Annotated in this window: 17 protein-coding genes and 1 other RNA gene; 13 read left to right on the top strand and 5 right to left on the bottom strand. The window is 49.8% G+C overall.

What is annotated here, in order from left to right; genetic code table 11:
- The coding region (locus tag PAT3040_RS35545) for a DUF92 domain-containing protein (protein ID WP_146200648.1) at window positions 1–230 on the top strand (230 nt) is incomplete at its 5' end.
- 388 nt (window positions 231–618) lie between these two features.
- On the opposite strand, the gene pepF is transcribed toward PAT3040_RS35545, so the two are convergent.
- Window positions 619–2421 (bottom strand): oligoendopeptidase F, encoded by a 1803-nt coding sequence (gene pepF / locus PAT3040_RS35540; protein ID WP_108996428.1) that lies wholly within the window; start codon window positions 2419–2421, stop codon window positions 619–621.
- Window positions 2422–2723: 302 nt separating this feature from the next.
- Between pepF and PAT3040_RS37860 the strand changes: the two genes are divergently transcribed.
- Window positions 2724–2990, top strand: coding sequence for a hypothetical protein (locus PAT3040_RS37860; protein ID WP_181377024.1), 267 nt, complete (start codon window positions 2724–2726; stop codon window positions 2988–2990).
- Between the two features lie 30 nt (window positions 2991–3020).
- Here the strand turns inward: PAT3040_RS37860 and PAT3040_RS35530 are convergent, their stop codons facing one another.
- Window positions 3021–3254, bottom strand: a complete 234-nt coding sequence (locus PAT3040_RS35530; RefSeq protein WP_108996305.1) for a hypothetical protein — start codon at window positions 3252–3254, stop codon at window positions 3021–3023.
- Between the two features lie 186 nt (window positions 3255–3440).
- Here PAT3040_RS35530 and PAT3040_RS35525 point away from each other — a divergent pair, with 186 nt between their 5' ends.
- From PAT3040_RS35525 to PAT3040_RS35510, 4 genes are all read left to right on the top strand, one after another.
- A complete protein-coding gene (locus tag PAT3040_RS35525; protein WP_108996304.1) occupies window positions 3441–4160 on the top strand; it encodes a class I SAM-dependent methyltransferase in 720 nt (239 codons plus the stop codon).
- A 91-nt stretch (window positions 4161–4251) separates the two neighbouring features.
- Window positions 4252–4449 (top strand): cold shock domain-containing protein, encoded by a 198-nt coding sequence (locus PAT3040_RS35520; RefSeq protein ID WP_087567216.1) that lies wholly within the window; start codon window positions 4252–4254, stop codon window positions 4447–4449.
- A 199-nt stretch (window positions 4450–4648) separates the two neighbouring features.
- Complete coding sequence (locus tag PAT3040_RS35515; RefSeq protein WP_146200640.1) at window positions 4649–4867, top strand: hypothetical protein; 219 nt, start codon at window positions 4649–4651, stop codon at window positions 4865–4867.
- 434 nt (window positions 4868–5301) lie between these two features.
- Entirely contained in the window at window positions 5302–5976 is a 675-nt protein-coding gene (locus PAT3040_RS35510) for a hypothetical protein (RefSeq protein ID WP_108996302.1), read from the top strand.
- A 562-nt stretch (window positions 5977–6538) separates the two neighbouring features.
- Here the strand turns inward: PAT3040_RS35510 and PAT3040_RS35505 are convergent.
- The gene (locus PAT3040_RS35505) at window positions 6539–7726 is read right to left on the bottom strand and encodes an MFS transporter (protein ID WP_108996301.1); all 1188 of its coding nucleotides are present in this window, start codon (window positions 7724–7726) and stop codon (window positions 6539–6541) included.
- Between the two features lie 299 nt (window positions 7727–8025).
- On the opposite strand from PAT3040_RS35505, the gene PAT3040_RS35500 reads away from it, so the two are divergent.
- The 3 genes from PAT3040_RS35500 to pfkA all read left to right on the top strand — a co-directional run bounded on the left by PAT3040_RS35500 (window position 8026) and on the right by pfkA (window position 10446).
- Complete coding sequence (locus PAT3040_RS35500) at window positions 8026–8337, top strand: hypothetical protein (RefSeq protein ID WP_087567213.1); 312 nt, start codon at window positions 8026–8028, stop codon at window positions 8335–8337.
- An 80-nt stretch (window positions 8338–8417) separates the two neighbouring features.
- Entirely contained in the window at window positions 8418–9446 is a 1029-nt protein-coding gene (locus tag PAT3040_RS35495; protein WP_087567313.1) for a tetraprenyl-beta-curcumene synthase family protein, read from the top strand.
- Between the two features lie 31 nt (window positions 9447–9477).
- Window positions 9478–10446, top strand: a complete 969-nt coding sequence (pfkA, locus tag PAT3040_RS35490; protein ID WP_087567212.1) for a 6-phosphofructokinase — start codon at window positions 9478–9480, stop codon at window positions 10444–10446.
- A 139-nt stretch (window positions 10447–10585) separates the two neighbouring features.
- On the opposite strand, the gene PAT3040_RS35485 is transcribed toward pfkA, so the two are convergent.
- Together PAT3040_RS35485 and PAT3040_RS35475 are read right to left on the bottom strand one after the other, a co-directional pair.
- Window positions 10586–11791, bottom strand: coding sequence for a putative glycoside hydrolase (locus PAT3040_RS35485; protein ID WP_108996300.1), 1206 nt, complete (start codon window positions 11789–11791; stop codon window positions 10586–10588).
- A gap of 599 nt (window positions 11792–12390) precedes the next feature.
- Complete coding sequence (locus tag PAT3040_RS35475; protein WP_108996427.1) at window positions 12391–13191, bottom strand: YitT family protein; 801 nt, start codon at window positions 13189–13191, stop codon at window positions 12391–12393.
- A gap of 190 nt (window positions 13192–13381) precedes the next feature.
- Between PAT3040_RS35475 and cshA the strand changes: the two genes are divergently transcribed.
- From cshA to PAT3040_RS35455, 4 genes are all read left to right on the top strand, one after another.
- A complete protein-coding gene (gene cshA, locus PAT3040_RS35470) occupies window positions 13382–14968 on the top strand; it encodes a degradosome RNA helicase CshA (RefSeq protein WP_108996299.1) in 1587 nt (528 codons plus the stop codon).
- Window positions 14969–15175: 207 nt separating this feature from the next.
- Window positions 15176–16003 (top strand): YesL family protein, encoded by an 828-nt coding sequence (locus PAT3040_RS35465; RefSeq protein ID WP_108996298.1) that lies wholly within the window; start codon window positions 15176–15178, stop codon window positions 16001–16003.
- Between the two features lie 49 nt (window positions 16004–16052).
- A non-coding RNA gene (gene ssrS / locus PAT3040_RS35460) (6S RNA) lies at window positions 16053–16235 on the top strand.
- A gap of 113 nt (window positions 16236–16348) precedes the next feature.
- Window positions 16349–16738, top strand: coding sequence for a DUF1499 domain-containing protein (locus PAT3040_RS35455; RefSeq protein WP_087567207.1), 390 nt, complete (start codon window positions 16349–16351; stop codon window positions 16736–16738).
- Window positions 16739–16994 lie beyond the last annotated feature (256 nt).

The following is a 16994-nucleotide window of genomic DNA, read 5'->3' as shown; positions in this document are numbered from 1 at the left end:
GCGCGGCCGCAGCCGGCCTGGCCGGGGCGTTCGCCGACTCCTTGCTCGGCGCAACCGGCCAGGCCATGTATCGCTGCCGGGTATGCGGCAGCGAGACGGAGCGCGCCGCGCATTGCGGCACCGCGGCGCGGCATGAGCGCGGCTTCGCCGCGCTGACGAACGACAGGGTAAATCTCCTGTCGTCGCTGCTTGCGGGGCTGATTGCGTACGGCATCAGCCTGCTGCTTTAAGAGCTGCTGCTGCGCCGGTTGGCGAAGCAGCGGCTTTCCGTTTGTCCACCAGTAAAGCAAAGGTTATCAGCTTGATCCTCCCTTAACCAGATTAGCGGCAATTGACTTGGAGCAATTTGCAAGGAATTGTCGTTCGTCACTTGCAGAAAGTCTGAGTAGGAGTACCCTATCTTCAACGACAAAGGACCTCCCCTCCCGAAGATTATGTCCGGGAGAGGAGGTCCTTTCGTAACAATGTAAGCAAGTAAGCTAGTGTGGCTTTCGGCATTCAGCGCTTATGCGCCTCGAAATGAACTTGCAGCGCAGCCAAGCGATGGCAACAGTCGTCTCACCTTTGCAAATTGTTGTGGTGCATCTCTCAATTTTGTCGCGCAACCATCTCGGTACTTTATTTCGCCGCTTTCGCCGTCAGTTCTTCCATCTGCCCGATCAATTCCTCGAAGACGCTCATTGCTTGTTCGATCGGCTCCGGCGTGCTCATGTCGACGCCGGCTTTCTTCAGGATGTTGATGGAGAAGTCGCTGCCGCCGCTCTTAAGGAAACCGAGGTAACGGTCAACAGCCGGTTGGCCCTCTGACAAAATTTGTTTTGAGAAGCTCGTTGCCGCGGAGAAGCCCGTCGCATATTTGTATACATAGAAGCTGTTGTAGAAGTGAGGAATGCGCGCCCACTCCATCTCGATATCCTTATCGACGACCATGCCGGGTCCGTAATAGAGGACGTTAAGGTCGTAATAAATTTTGCTAAGCTCCTGCGGGGTCAGCGATTCGCCTGCTTCGGCGCGCTCGTGTACGATCTTCTCGAATTCCGCGAACATCGTCTGGCGGAACACCGTCGTCCGGAATTGATCCGCATAATAAGTGAGCAGATACATCTTTTCTTTTTGATCCGTGGACTTGTTCAACAAATAATCCATCAACAGCGCCTCGTTCAACGTCGAAGCCACCTCAGCCAGGAATATCGTATATTGAGCGTCGCGATAATTCTGGGTCGTATCCGAGTAATACGAATGCAGCGCATGGCCCATCTCGTGCGTTAAAGTAAACATGCTGTTTAAGTTGTCCTTATGATTGAGCAGCACGTAAGGATGGGTGCCGTAAGCGCCCCAGCTGTAAGCGCCGCTACGTTTGCCCTCGTTCTCATATACATCGATCCAGCTATTATCGAAGCCGTCTTGAAGAACATTGAGGTAATCCTCGCCCAGCGGCTTGAGGCTTTCTTTGATCGTTTTTTTGGCGTCTTCGTAGCTGATTTCCATATCGAACTCATCGACTAGAGGCGCGAACAGATCGTACATATGCAGCTCATCCAGTCCCAGCAGCTTCTTGCGAAGCTCCATGTAACGGTGCATTAGCGGCAGATGCTTGTGAATCGTGTCGACGAGATTCGTATACACTTCCTTCGGTATATTGTCGCCGTAGAGCGACATACCCAGCACGGAATCGTATTTGCGAGCCTTCGCGTAAAAAATATTTTTTGATACGTTCGCGTTCAAAGTGGAAGCTAATGTGTTTTTAAGTTTGCCGTATGTATCGTACATCGCGAGAAAGGCTTCGCGTCTGACGTCACGATTTTTGCTTTCCAGGAACTGAATGTAGCGGCCATGGGACAGCTCGACTTCTTCGCCTTGCTCGTTTTTAACTTTGGGGAACTTCAGGTCCGCGTTGTTGAGCATGCTGAAAATCGTCCCTGGAGCGGAGCTCACATTGCCGACCTGCGCCAGCAGCGATTCTTCGTTCTTGGAGAGAACATGGGCCTTTTCGCGGCGCATTTCTTCCAATGTATGGCGGTATTTCGCCAGCGATTCGTTGTTGATCATTGCGTCCAGGTCGGCATCGGACAGACTGAGTACCTCGGGAGTCACGAAGGATAAAGCTTCGCCCGTTTCGACGCTGAGCTTTTTGGACTTGTCGGACAAGGCTTGGTAGCCTGGTTCCGCCGTATCTTCGTGATGGCGCATATTGGCGTAAACGTACAGGCGCTCGACATGCAAGGAGAGCTCATCTTCCAGCTCAAAGCAGGCCTTTAGTTGCGCGGGATCAGCGAGCTTCCCTTGGAAATCTGCAGCCTTGGCCATGAGCGCCTTGGCTTCCTTATATTCTTTGTCCCATGCGCTTTGGGACGGGAAGATGTCCTCCAGCTTCCAACGGAATTTCTCCTCGGTTTCAGAACGCTTTGGCAGTTGACTCATCGTATTCCTCCTCGACTTTGATGGGATGGATTGCTTAACGGCGATGGCGCCGGATTTGCTCTGGTTCTGCTTCGTTCGGCTTTGCGCCTTCAGAACTGAACTGCCATGTACTTGCATAGGCATGATCGTCTGGGTTAGAGATACTGCGAGCAGCAGCTTCAGCCATTTCATTACTTCCACCTCCGGGCACAGTTTGTCGATATTATGCCCAGCCGGCTGTGAAATTATGTCCTTATGTACCCATTCGGAACAAAGAATACACGATTAGGAAAAAAGAAAAAGCGATAAGCAGAATCGAGAGGATGGCAAGTCCTCTGCGCATGCCCTGGGGCAGCGAATCGCGTTTAATGATGACAATGGCGCCCAAGCAGAACGCCGCGATTACGAATATTACCGTGGATGTCATATCCATGCAGCAATTGAAACCTCCTATCGTTACCTATGCAATCGCCAAAGCCATTATGTTGCTGTTTGCCGTTTGCGCCTCGTCGCAGATCGAGAAAATCCGAAGCCGATTGTTTCATCCAGACGAGGAATGCGTCAACGGCTATGGAAAATCGGCTTTGTGAATCGTTTGAATCGTTTCCCAGTAGAGGTGATTACACTTCGCGAAATGCGTCCATAATGGCCTGCAATTCTTCTTCGCGGCCCACATAATTTTCTGCCCGGAACCGGTTTCTGGCCCAATGCAGCATCTCTTGCCGGCTAACGAACTCGTGCGATTCCTCTCCCCATTGATCGGAGATTTCGCGAAGAACCAACGTTTTTCCTTTAACTTCTACTGTCAGCATGTTATATTTGTCGGTTTTGTAAATTTGATGTTTCTTGAACATGATGATGTCTCCTTCCGTTAGCTATTTATGGTATAGTAATCATCATAGCTATTCCTGAAGCCTTAATCAATACACATTGGCGAGGGAATAGCATATGTGCGTGCGGAATGTAAAGTTTCGCTACGCATTGGCGATTAAGCTTAGCCGAGTTGAGAAGAGACGAGATGAGAAGAGGAGAGGATTGTTATGAAAGAATCAGGTATTTATGAACAGCTTGGAGTAGCTATGACCAGCAGAAGCTTCGATGAATATGCAGCCATGTTCCAGCTAACGGAGAAAGAATTGTCGGCTGGTCCCATTTTGGATGTTGCCGCAGGCGGTTCTTCGTTCGCCGCGGGCGCGACAATGGCTGGTTATGAAGCGTTTGCGATTGATCCGAGATATCAAGGAGATTCTTCGGCCTGGATTCAGGAAGCTGCCAGGGAGATTGTTACTTCAACGGAGAAGCTGGCTTCCATTCAGGATCGGTTCGACTGGAGTTATTACGGTTCGCTGGAACAACACAGGGATGGCCGCGAGGCATCTTTATTGCAGTTTCAAACTGATTTACAGAGCAGCTCTGCTCAGGAAACCAATAGATACATAAACGGTCGATTGCCGTCCTTGCCGCTGCCCGATAACCGGTACGGGCTTGTATTGTGCAGCCATTTTCTTTTTTTGTACGCCGAGCAATTCGCATATGACTTTCATTTGGCATCGATACGCGAGCTGCTTCGGGTATGCAAGCCCGGAGGTCAGGTTCGCATCTACCCTTTGCTTTCATTGCGGTGGGAGCCGTACGATCGACTTGAGGAGCTTATCGAGGCTATACAGGGCGAAGGGAAGGCGGAAACAGCGATTCAAACGACAGGTTTGCCGTTTATTCCGGGGTCAATTCATTATTTGAACCTCCTAAAAAAGGGATAAGCTTTCTAAAATTGCATTTTTATTTTCTTATCGCTATAATGAGTTCACTCGCCGTCAGAAGGCGGCGGTACAATTTTAGGAGGTCATGAAGTTGAAAGGTACAGTAAAGTGGTTTAACGCAGAAAAAGGTTACGGTTTTATTCAAGTGGAGGATGGGGAGGACGTATTCGTCCATTTCTCGGCGATCCAAAGCGAAGGATTCAAATCATTGGATGAAGGCCAAGCGGTCGAATTCGACATTACCGAAGGCAACCGCGGCGCACAAGCGGCCAACGTTCACAAACTATAGCATTTGGCATTCGAGAATCCAGCATTAGTTTTGCGCGTGGAGGGCTCCTGTTATGGGGCCCTTTTTGAATTTTAGGCAACCATTCATACCTGACCTCCATTTCTCGGGATGAAACTCACTGTTCCGCCCAAGGAGGACAACTGCCTTTTCAGCCTGCTTTTATACTTTGAAACTATGCAGTTTAGGAAGACGTTGACGTTTGATGACGTTTTTTATAATGAGGCTCGCAAAGAACTTCCTGACGTCATCCTGTTGGAGGTCACGAAGTTTTCCTGTTGGAGCTCCTGAAGAAGCTCCAAATAACCTCCTGAAAAATCCTGTTGAAGTCTCTGAGAGGTTCGTGAAAAAGTTCATGGAAAACTTCCAGTTGAGCCACCCGGAGAAGTTTCTGTTGAATATCCAGAAGAGTCTTCTGTAGAAGCCTTGAAGAAGTTTCTGTCGAGGATCTAGAAGAACTTCTTGTTGAGGTTCCCGGGGGAATTTTAGATGAAACCCAATGAATACAATTCATCAAGTCAAGTCACGCATCTGAAACTATAGTGTACAAACTCTAAATTTTGATATAATGGCGGGGAGGTTATCAATATTTATAATTATAGTGGTGGCCTTGTTTAGCCTTGTCAAACGAAGGCCGTTCGATATGGACTATACGAGTCTTCGATATCGTCTTTCGAGCCACTATTCATTTTTCGAATCGATTAGGCAAATAGCTCGGTCATCACGTTTCTGAAATTATCGTTTTTGCAAACTGAAATCTATATATATCATCTGCGCGTAAAGCATACGCCGCTTATCTCATGTCATGGGATGGGCGGCGTTTTTTTATTTTTTCGATAGAAAGGATTGAATTAGATGAGAGTATTTTCGTTCGAGGATCAGTTTGATGTGTTTTTGCAGCAACAAAAAAAGGAGGCCTCTTCACGCCGGCTGGAAATGCTGGAACGAGATCTTTCGGGTACGATCAAGATGTTCAGGGAAGCGCTTTGGCCGATTTTTCAAACATTTGAAGGATTTATTCTCGAGTATGAGCTGGTTCTGCCTAATGGGGTGCATTTTTTTATTGATGTGTTTTACGCACCGTTCCGATTTGGGTTTGAGTGCGAAGGTTTTAGTGCACATGCCGAGACAATCAGCAGGGATCGCTTCAGCTTCGAGAAAGCCCGTATCCGTCACATGTTGCTCAGCGGCTGCGTATACATCCCATTCTCATGGGACGAGCTTGACAAGAAGGGGCTGCAGTGTCGGAGTTTCGTTCAAGAATTACTTCTTAGAAATAGAAACAGCTTGGCCATGAAGGAGCAATTATCAATTTACGAAAGAGAAGTGTTGCGAAACGCAATTTGGTTTCAGCGACCTATTCGCTTGGTGGATGTGTGCAATTGTCTGGGGAAGAGGAGAGACTTTGCCTGTAAAGTGATAAAATCTTTGGTTGCGAAAGGATTACTCCAAGCAACAGTACCAACCTCAATTAGACATCACGCCTATGTTGTGCAGCCAAACGCAATAGAGTATCTTGGATACACTTAACCAAGTAAGGCGTAGTGAGTCAAATAGAACGATGCCACCGACTTAACTCCGCCAAAGTAGCTCCTTCGAAGGAAATAGATCGATGCCACTAACATAACTCCGCGAAAGTAGGTCTTTCGGGAAATAGAACGGTGCACCGACTTAACTCCGCGAAAGTAGGTCTTTCGGGAAATAGAACGGTGGCACCGACTTAACTCCGCGATAGTTGCTACTTTGAGGGGAATAGACCGGTGCCACCGACTTAAATCAGCGAAAGCAGCACTTTCGAGGGAAATAGATCGGTGCCATCGATTTAACTCCGCGATAGTTGCTACTTTGAGGAGAATAGATCGGTGCCACCGACTTAAAATAGCGAAATCAGCACTTTCGAGGGAAATAGACCGGTGCCACCGACTTAACTCCGCCAAAGTAGCTCCTTTGAGGAAAATAGATCGGTGGCACCGACATAACTCTGTGAAAGCAGCTCCTTCGAAGGAAATAGATCGAAGCCACCGACTTAACTCCGGTAAAGCAGCTGCTTAATTAATTACTTAATTACTCAGTTACTCAGTTACTCAGTTACTTACCTCCCATTCCGCCCCAGCCAGTGATACAGCAGGAAGCCGATGGCGGCGACGATGCCGACATACATGGCGGCGTGGTAGAAGGCGACGCGGCCGAGGTGCTGGTAGACAACGCCGCCAATGACGCCGCTGATAAGGCCGGCGGCGCCTGTCCATATAATGGTATACACCGCTTGACCGGATGCGCGATACTCGTCCGGGATCAGAAACGAGAGATAGCGGAGCGCAGTGGAGAAGTAGATGCCGAATGAGATACTGTGCATAGCCTGTGTCGCTATAAACCATTGGGGATCATTAATCTCGCTCATCAGCCAGAGACGAAGCCCGTACATCAGCGACGCGAATGCAAGCAAAGGCAACTCGCGCAGCTTATGCCCGTATTTGCCGAGCAGAAACAAGGTCGGAATCTCACTGGCCGCCGATACAAGCAGGGCCAGTCCGATCAGCGTGTCGCTTGCGCCTAGCTGGCGCATGGTGACCGCGAGGAAGCCCTCGTACATTCGATGCGAGATGGAAACCATCAGAATCAGCACAAAAAACGTCAACACCTGACGCTGGCCCAGCAGCTTAAAGAAGCCGGAAAACTCGATTTTGCGCGCCGTGCTTTGATAGTCCTTGATGAACAGACTGATGAAGATCGAGATCCCGATTGTGCCGATAGCCAAGGCAATCGTCCATTCCGAACCGATTCCCTTTAGCAGCAGCCCGAAAAAGTAGGCGCTTAGCGCGAAGCCGAGCGAGCCGAATATACGAATGAGCGCGTAAGGCGTGCCGGTATGCTGGCTGGATAATAGAATGAGGCTGTCGCTTAACGGAATAATCGGGGTCTGGAAAAAATAAAAGCATGTCATGACGATCGTAATCAGGACGACGTTCTCGAGCGGGTACAGAATGCTCATAAGCACGAGTTGAGCAAACAGAAGCGCCACAAGAAGTTTCCGTATCGTCCGATATTTGTCGCTGGCAAGACCCGTAATAATGTTGGCGAAGATGGACACGGACAATCCGGCCGAATAGATGACGCCGATCTGACTCTCAGAGAAACCTTTGGTCATAAAATATAAAGGAATAAAGGAGATGACAAGCGACTGCGTGGCGAAAGTCGAGAAGTTGAAGGCGCGCAGCGCCAATGTTTCTTGCTTGGCTGTTGCAGAGATTGTTTCCCCGGTGGTGACTGAATCGTTCATGGTTGCCGTTTCACTCCATCTCTCTATCTTGCGAAACGGACGGACTCCATATCGAATTGACTCCGTTCCGCTTTCTCAATACTAGTCTCATTACTGAATCTTCGACATTTAGTATACCATGCTTTCGTTCGACGTAGTTGTCTCAAAAAGAACCTTTGCCATGTCGCGGTTAAAGTCAGCTTTTTGTAAGCGCATTAGCGCTTGGAATTCCGAATTCGAGCAGGCTATCCAAAGGCCGACACTTAATTGTGGCTGGATTATTACCCTTCAAAATGGTACATTATTGTGTGGAGGTTGCAATGGACATTTTCCAATGGAACGACAGGCTTCGTCTACATATTCCGACACTCGCCAAAGATTGGGAGCAATATTCGCTGGAGGAGAGAACCGCGATTATTGCAAGATGGGAGCTCATACGCGGCACCATTCCGGACCGCGTGATGGAATTCGAAGCAGGCATTATTCGCATGCAAGCCGAGATGGACGAGGAAGACAACTTTGAACGCTGCTGTGAGCTTACATATGCAATCGCGGATTTGGCCAGCCGAATCAACGATTTGCATATTTGGTACAGGAACGATCAGGACGTAGAGTCGCGCCGGCATTCATAACATCATTCTCGCGAAAGGGGTGCGCCGTGATACTAACGACGCTTTCGGGAAGACGAGCGCCTCAAGGTCCCATTAAGCTCATGCATCGAGTCTACAAATACGTGTTGCCTGAAGTAGATGCCGAACTTTGCCGCTTGAGAGAATTGGCGGAACGAATACCTGACGACGAGCTGCGGACGCAGGCCTTGAACAGCATGGATGACAAAAAGTTTCATTGCCAAGGGGGCGGCGTATATGCCGCGGCTAACCTGGAATACCGTCATGTATTGATTCCGCTTATTGTCGCGCTGCAGACGATCAGCGATTATTTGGACAACCTGTGCGATCGCAGTACGTCGCTGGATCCCGAAGATTTCCGTTTGCTTCATCAATCTATGTTGGATGCCGTTAATCCTCATGCAGAGCTTCGCGATTATTACGAGCTTCGGAGCGAGAGCGACGACGGCGGTTATCTGCATCATCTCGTACGGACCTGCCAGACATGCGTATCGCAGCTGCCTTCGTACTTAAGTGTGCAACGGCATGTAGAGGAATTGGTCGCGTTGTATGGAGATCTGCAAGTGTACAAGCATATTCGCAAAGATATGCGCGAGAACGAACTGCTCGCATGGTGGGATCAACACAGTTACCAATATCCTCACCTGCAATGGAATGAATTTGCCGCTGCGACAGGTTCTACGCTGGGCATGTTTATGCTGTTTCTGGCAGCATCGGAGTCTCAGTTGTCCGCCAAGGACGCGGAGGCGATCCGCCGTATTTATTTCCCGCATGTATGCGGTCTTCACATTCTGCTCGATTATTTGATCGATCAGGAAGAAGATAAGCTTGGCGGCGATTTGAATTTCTGCAATTACTACGATAGCAAGCAATTGCTGGTCGAACGGATCGATATGATCGTAAATCGCGCGAGGGAGGACGTAAAGTCGCTTCCGGCATCGGGATTCCATCGGTTAATTATCGAAGGTCTGTTAGCCCTTTATTTGACAGATCCCAAAGTTCGACTCCAGGCCGAGGTGCGGGAAGTGTCGAAGAGACTGATGAAAAACAGTCCGCTCACGCGGTTGTTCTTCATGATTAACAGTCAATGGATACGAAGGCAGCAAGCCTGATAAAGACTAATTTGGTGTGGAGGAATGAAACATGACTGCAGTTAAATCTATTGCGGTATTAACAAGCGGAGGCGACTCCCAAGGCATGAACGCGGCTGTACGCGCCGTTGTTCGAAGCGGACTGTTCCATGGCTTAAAGGTTTACGGCGTGCAAAGAGGTTTTCAAGGTTTGCTTAATGACGATCTGCGCGAGATGGATCTTCGCAGCGTCGGCGACATTATTCAGCGCGGAGGCACGATTCTTCAGACGGCACGATGCAAGGAGTTTCTGACGCCGGAAGGTCAACAACGGGGTGCGGACGTGCTTCGCGAAAGAGGCATCGACGGATTGGTTGTCCTCGGCGGAGACGGCTCTTACCAGGGCGCCAACAAGCTTAGCAAGCTGGGCATTAAAACGATGGGCCTGCCAGGCACCATCGACAACGATATCCCGTTCACGGATGCGACAATCGGCTTCGATACAGCGGTCAGCATCGTCGTTGATGCGATCAACAAAATTCGCGATACGATGTCTTCCCACGAACGTTCTTCGATCGTAGAAGTTATGGGCCGTCACTGCGGCGACATTGCATTGTACGCTGGACTTGCGAGCGGGGCGGAGACGATTCTTGTACCGGAGGTTCCGTTTGATCTGGCCGAAGTTGCTGACCGGATGAAAAACAATTTTGCCAAAGGCAAACGTCATAGTATTATCATCGTTGCCGAAGGTGCGGCCAAGGGCGAAGACGTCTCGCAAAAAATTACCGATCTGAGCGGTATCGAAGCGCGCGTTACGGTGCTGGGCCATATTCAACGCGGTGGTACACCAACAGCGGTAGACCGCATTCTTGCAAGTCGTCTAGGTGATTTCGCCGTCAGAAAGCTGATGGAAGGCGACTCCGGCAAATCCTGCGGCGTGATCAAAGGCGAGTTAACTTTGACGGACATCGATACGGTTGTAAACAGCAAAAAACCGTTCGACATGGATATGTACGAGCTCGCGCTGCGTCTTTCTCAATAATTTTTTACAATAACCAAATGAGCTGTTCCAAACGAGCTGAAGCGTCATTAAGCGCTTTGTCGTTAGGGAACAGTTTTTTGTTTTAAAAATGGATGCAAAAAGGGGCTGCCCTTGCAAGGCAGCCCTTTCACAATAGCAATTATTCGTATTTGACGCCAGCGGTATATTTGTTGCCGGCATTCCAAAGCAAATATTCGGTGACGTTCGAATCTTGGAGGGCTTTAATTTGAGCTTCAACTTCGGCGATGCCGTACTTCACGTAATTGCCTTTGCCTAGCCAGCTTGCGGTGAAATCCTGTATCCATGGACGAATAATCGGCTTGAGCTCGCCGGTGTTCTGGAGCTTCTCGTGCGTATCGTCCATAGCTCCCTTGATCGTCTCGTAAGGACTGCGATCCGGCGTCTTCTGGTTGAACCAGCCCGTGCTGTAGTGGCTGGGATAGATCATGGGCGAGATCACATGTACGTCATTCGAAATTTTGACGAAATCCTGACCGATGCCTTCGGCAGCCGGCACGGATGCCGCGTAACCGAAAATATCGACGGAAACGCGTACGCCAAGCGGCTCCAGCTGTTCGCGAGCGTACTTGACGAATCCAGCTACCGCATCTACGCGGCTTTGCTCCGTCTTGTTAAACGTGAGCGTATCGGCGCGGTTTTCGAATCCTTCCGGAAAACGAACGTAGTCGAACTGGATTTCCTTGAAGCCGAGTTTCGTGGCTTCCTTGGCTAGCGCGACGTTGTATTCCCACACTTCCTGGCGGTATGGATTGACGAAGCTTTCGCCGCGGCCATTTTTCCATATCGTACCGTCGGGCTGCAGGAACGACAGCTCCGGACGTTTGACGGCAAGCACGGTGTCCTTAAAAACGACAATACGCGCAATAGGGTAGATTTCATGCTGCTTGAGGGTATCCATAAGACCATTAATATCGGAAATATATTTTTTGGCGGTACCGATTTCCAGCAGCTCGGGCGTCGTTGTCGGGTATGTAATATATCCGTTGTCGTCCTTTAGATCGATAACCATGCTGTTCAGTTCGGTATCGTCAACAAGCTTGAGCAACGATTCCATGCGGGAACCGCCCGCGCTATGCGCTGTGACGTAGATCCCCTTGATAGGCGGCGTATCAGGCTGAGGATCCTGCTTCGCCTGACCGGGCATCATTCCTCCGCCTCCCGGAGGCTCCTCTCCCGTTACGATCGGCGCATTCGGCTGTACGATCGTTTCTCCGGCTGATGCATTTAGATAGGCGACAGCAAGCTGTTTGGCATCGCCATGCGCGTCTCCTTGTCCGGTAAGCAAGCCGTAAAGCAGCATAATTGTAGATACAATGATGTCCATTGAGCTCTCTCCCGTCATTTTATAGGATCGTATCAGTAATCCCCATACTTAACCTCTATGTCTAGGAATGAAACCTGGTGCGCCGACAAAGGACGGCGCGGCCGCAAAGCCAACTAAGCTTCACCTTTTGTATCCGATTATAAGCCACTTCGTTGGATGGGTCATCTCTTTTTTGTTCTAATGGGAGACAAAAAACCAGTCGACAACGAGATCGACTGGCAGTGCGGTTATACCGATATCCCATAACCAAGCCTATTCATTGTAACATCGTCTGTTTCTGCCCGTTGCAGATGCTGTGCTGTACAATTTCCATGACGTCTCCCGGCTCAAGAACAGCGAGGCCGTCACGAAGGACGATACGGAGATCCAACTCACGGGAAGTGAGGTAAGGACTAAGCTCCGGGGCAAGCCTTTCGACAATTTGAGACAATTTGACCGTTTCCATATCCACTCAGCATCACCCTTTCATCCTAATAGTCAATTAGAAAGCAAGAAGGGGAAAACGATTGGTAAAGAAACTAACGTTTGGGATACACACATTATAACAGCTTCGCTTTCAAAAACATAGCAATTGTTAACAACTTCCGCTTCCGCGGAGATCAGCTCGGGTTCGGCCTCCGAAAGTCTCCGACGACGCCAACGGTTTCCACAATATTAATGAAAGCGTGCGGGTCGATGGTAATGATGGTTTTGCACAAATCCGCCACTTCGAATTTCGTGCGTACGGTCATCAGCATGTCCCTCTCGGCCGAGGAGTAGGCTCCTCGCGTCTTGATTATGGTAATGCCTCTGGGATGGGACAGCAGCTTCTGGCGGAGCTCCTCCGTCTTCGTTGTAATGATAAATACCGTCACTTTAATATGCCGCACATGGATAAGATCTACAACCTTGCCCGCGGAAAAAATCGCAATAAGCGAATACAGCGCCAGGTCCCAGTTCTTGGTGAAGAAGATTAGGATCGCGATGACGCCCGCATTTAACAGAAAGATGATCATTCCTACGGGCAGATCGCGTCTCTTTGTAACAATGGAGGCAACAACGTCGAAACCGCCGGAGGAGCCTCCGTACCTGAGCGCAAGTCCGCTGCCGAAGCCGACGATGACCCCGCCGAACACCGCGCCTAACAAAATATCGTCAGCCGTATGTATGACGGGAACCACTCTCAGGAAAAAGGTTGCTGCGGCGACGGAGTAAATGCTCCAAATGACGAAGCGTCTCCCTAACATGAACCATCCCCATACCAATACGGGTATATTCAAAAGAAGATACAGCCAGGCGACATTGCCGCCGGTGATATAACTGATCATCATGGAGATGCCGGACAAGCCGCCGCTAAGCAATTGGTGGGGAATGAGAAACATGTTGAACCCGATCGCAACTAACAACGCGCCGATCGTCATGGTCGGTATTGTGAGCAGATAACGCCTTTTTGTTGCCTGCAATGTAATCGCCCCCTTATCCAGAATTGAAGTATTATAGCTCCTTGTTAGTATGGCATTGTTCGCTTAACTGGTATTCGGGGATGTTTCTGTGCTATAATGGTTTGGATATTCTTAAGAAGGCTGTAGATAGAAGGAGTTTGAGAAAAGTTTGAAAACATTTGCTGAATTTGGTTTAGAACCAAAAGTGTTGCAAGCAATAACGGAGTTGGGGTTCGAAGAGTCAACCCCTATTCAAGACAAATCGATCCCATACGCAATGGCGGGACGGGATTTGATTGGTCAGGCCCAGACAGGTACGGGCAAGACGGCGGCATTCGGTATTCCGCTCATTAACAAAATTCCGGTAAGCGAGGATCGCATTGTTGCCTTAATTATGACGCCGACCCGTGAACTCGCTATTCAGGTGGCTGACGAGATCGGGAAGCTCACGCGATACAAGGGCCTTCGTTCGCTGCCAATCTATGGCGGACAAGAAATTGGACGTCAGATTCGCGCGCTCAAGAAGCGCCCGCAGATTATTATCGGAACGCCAGGACGCTTGCTGGATCACATCAACCGCAAGACGATTCGTCTGGAAGATGTACAAACAGTCGTGCTTGACGAAGCGGACGAAATGCTGGACATGGGCTTCATGGAGGACATCCAAACCATCCTTAAGCTTGTTCCGGAAGAGCGTCAAACGATGTTGTTCTCGGCTACGATGCCGATCAACATCCAGAAGCTTGCTCAGCAATTCCTGAAGGAGCCTGAGCATGTCTCGGTTATTCCAAAGCAAGTAACGGCACCTTCGATCGAACAATCGTATATCGAAGTTCACGAGCGTCAGAAGTTCGAAGCGCTTAGCCGCTTGCTGGACATGGAGTCTCCAGAGCTGGCTATCATTTTCGGCCGCACCAAGCGCCGCGTTGACGAGCTGAGCGAAGCGCTGCAGAAGCGCGGTTACTCTGCCGACGGCCTGCATGGCGACTTGTCGCAAAACCAGCGCGATAACGTTATGCGCAAGTTCCGCGACGGCAGTATAGACGTCCTGGTAGCAACGGATGTCGCGGCTCGCGGTCTTGACGTATCCGGCGTAACGCATGTAATCAACTTCGACTTGCCGCAAGATCCAGAGAGCTATGTTCACCGGATCGGCCGTACGGGCCGCGCGGGCAAAGAAGGTACGGCATGGTCGTTCGTAACGCCTCGCGAGATCGACCACTTGCACTTCATTGAGCGTATTACGCGCCAGCGCATGAACCGCAAGCCGCTGCCTAGTATCGCGGAAGCAATCGAAGGCAAGCAGCGCATTACGGCCGAACGTATGCTGGAAGTTGTACAGAACGAGGAATTTTCGGAGTACAAGCCTATCGCGATTCAATTGCTGGAGCAATATGATTCCGTTCATCTCCTTGCTGCGGCAGTCAAGCTGCTCACAGGCGAGAAGAAGGATGTGAGCATCGAGCTTACGCCGGAAGAGCCGCTTCGCGCGAAGAAACGTCGCCCGGACATTCGCTCCAATGGACGCCCGTTCAACCGTGGGGCTTCCTCCTACGGCGGCAACCGCAGCGGCGGGTCCACCAGCGGCGGCGGTTATCGCGGTCGTGACGACCGTCGTTCGGGAAGCAGCAGTTCGTCGCGCGGCAACTACGAAAGCCGTGGAAGCTACGGCGGCGGATATGGCGGCAAGCGGAGCAGCGAAGGCCGCAGCAGCGAGAGCCGTCGTCCGAAGTCCGATGATTACGGCAACAACTAAGCATTCCATACGGTCCGGAGATCATGTCCTAGACTAGCACGAGCAAACAAACCGGGGAAGTCCGTGACGCCTAACGGGCATCCCGGACTTCCCCGGTTATTTGTTAGTCAGCCCAATAAAAATGACTGCTGAAGTATGAGTAGTAAAAATCGTTTTCGTATTATCCGTAACAAGGTCGCAACTATTACAGCGTTGGAGGCAGATCAGATGGAGCCAAGAGGATTAATGGGGGGATTCTACAGAATCTCCGAATGGATTATGAGGCTTGCCGTAATCAATTTATTGTGGATAGTTTGCTCCATACCATTCGTCTTTTTCGGATTGACGATGTTTATTGCTCCACAATCCGGCGCAACCGAGCAAGATATGTTAGGCAGCCTGTATACTTCGCTCATTTTGATGGCGATAGTAGCTCCGTTCACATTCTTTCCCGCAACGGCAGCGATGTTCGCAGTAGCCCGCAAATGGGTAACGGGCGAGACGGATGTTTCTCTGTTCAAAACTTATTTCCGCGGGTACAAAGAGAATTACAAGCAGAGCATGATAGGCGGAATCTTGTATACGCTTTTATTCGTCATTATGATAGTCGACTTTATCGTGTACAGGGAGCAGCTTAATATTCTGTCGTATATCTTTATCGCGTTCCTTGCGCTGCTTGGCGTATCGATCTTTAATTTCTTCTCGATGCTCGTTCATTATCATATGAAGACGTTCCAACTGATGAAGAATGCGATTCTGATCACGATCGGCAAGCCGTTTCGCTCGCTCTCTACGGCTATTATGTGCGGTCTGGTCATCTATATCAGCTTCTTTCAGTTCACGTTCCTCATTCCGTTTTTTATGGGCAGCATCGTGGCGTACCTAGCGTTCTGGAACTTCAATATCATCTACACGAAACTTCAGGAGCAGGCTGAGAAGCTGAAGAGATCTGAAGAGGAAGAAGCCGAGGAAGCCGCGGAGATGGATCGTGAAGACCTCGTGAAGGATGAGTACAAAGAGGCAAACAGAGAAGCGGACAAAGAAGGAAGCAAATAACATTGCCGTTTGACGTTTACTTTTCCCTTACTTAGGACTATAATAGCTTTACATCCTGCGATGTTCGTCACGGTCCTTCGTTGTTTTGAACCAATGGCTGTTTCACGGGAGACCTAAATCGCCAAGCGGCTGTCATGCCCTCGAAAAGGGACTTCAAAAGCGTGGCTGCGGACACCCACCTGCGAGAGCGGGTTCAGAAACATGTGGATCGGACGGCATAGGCGGGTTCCTAACGTAAAAAGAGAGCGATCGTCTGGCAAAATCCGGCGAAAGCTCTTTTTTCATATGTGAAAACATGGTATGATAAATAGTAATGCAGATAGACGCTAGAGGGGGAGATCGTTGTTGTTGAAGCGGACCTTAATCGGGCTGCTGCGCAGTCATGAACAGACAGGCGACAGAGCTAAGGATCCATTGCTGAAATCACATCTCTACAAGCTGTCGAAGGACAAGGCTTGGGAGGAAGTCGTATCCACGCTCAAGAAGATGCAAGGGTATAAGCTGCTTCACGAGGTTCAATCGGTAGGCGAGATTGTACTTGAGAAGCGTACAGCATTCGGCAGGACGATGGATATTACGGTTTCTGTCATCAGCGTGAACCCGCTTACGTCGGCGGTAGATATTTATTCCGCGTCTCGCGGATCGTTAGGCGACCTGGGTTCTAATTATCGCGTCATACTTGATTTGTACCGCACGCTTGACAAGAAGCTCGCCGCGGTTAGGGTAACCTCCTGATAATGCAATCAAGGGCTTCACATTTCTATATGAAAACGAAACAAAGCGAGGAAGGGTCGCCCTTCACTCGCTTTGTTTGCGGAAATCAGCTATTAGAGGTAGTTCAAAAAGTCCGCTTTTGATCACGAAGTATAGCACGAAGCTTACTCGACATCGAATATGGAACGCAAGCGAAACTAGGCGTATGCTTTCGAAGTATGTTTCCTCCGGAAACATTGCAGGTGCTCACGTAGCTTCCACTACGCTCCGCTCCTCA

It is taken from the genome of Paenibacillus agaridevorans, assembly GCF_003112455.1.
Classification (GTDB): Bacteria; Bacillota; Bacilli; order Paenibacillales; family Paenibacillaceae; genus Pristimantibacillus; species Pristimantibacillus agaridevorans.
This window is presented reverse-complemented; position numbering and strand designations above follow the sequence as displayed.